The 807-nt window shown below is 50.3% G+C and carries 1 protein-coding gene; it reads right to left on the reverse strand.

Translation table 11 applies throughout. From position 1 onward, the window contains the following. Nucleotides 1-609 precede the first annotated feature (609 nt). On the reverse strand, nucleotides 610-807 hold a 198-nt coding region (locus ACT3R7_RS20690; RefSeq protein ID WP_496199463.1), incomplete at its 5' end, for a hypothetical protein.

Genomic DNA, 807 nt, shown 5'->3' on the forward strand with positions numbered 1-807 from the left:
CCCTGGATACCAGTAAGTGGATACTGGGGATTTGGTGGAAACCAATATGGAAACTATCGCATGGAAACCTACACCAGTGCAGCCGTGACACTATTATCCGGGCGCGTAACTCTACGGATATGCAGGGTTAATAATTGCCGCCGAAAACGCTCTGTGAGCGTGCTTTAAGTTTTCAGCATTCTTCAACATGTGGAGATTAACCTGCACCTTCGATATGAGGTTTTATTAGGTATCTAGCTTGATCTGAGTGGGCTTAAAATCCCTACTTTCCCCGACTCATAGAGCGATCGCCCGAAAACCCAAAGAACCCAACTGGTACCATTTGAAATGGATGCAGTGAAACACATTCGTCAGGCTGAGCGCGGCTAGAAGTGACTCAAGATCACATGTAAAGGGGCCGGCCCTCCTCTTTTAGCTGGTCGGTCAATTTGACCGTGCAGGTCATTGATAGACTGCAATTCCTGCAAGCTCCCGGGTTTTAAATCGGTCATTTGCTGCGGCTATGTACAGCGCCAGCAGTTGCGTTTTGTTGCCTTTATCGTTGCGCTGACAGGGCACTGAGCCGAGAACCCGGCTTAGCGCCCTGATGCTCGCGTAGTGGCTCGGCCATTAAAGATGGATACCCATCATTTTTAGCTGCTGCACCATGCCCTCAAGGGATCGCTGGTCATACTCTTCTATTCGGCTGACGATTTTGTGATAAGTAGGCCAACGCATCCACTTAGGCTTTGGGATGTAGTGGGCGGGGGCATCCAGGGCGCCAAAATCGCACGCTAGTTTGCGGCGTAGCTTCCACGCTTGATCATT

The sequence above is a fragment of the Halomonas sp. AOP43-A1-21 genome, assembly GCF_052376775.1.
GTDB lineage: Bacteria > Pseudomonadota > Gammaproteobacteria > Pseudomonadales > Halomonadaceae > Vreelandella > Vreelandella colorata.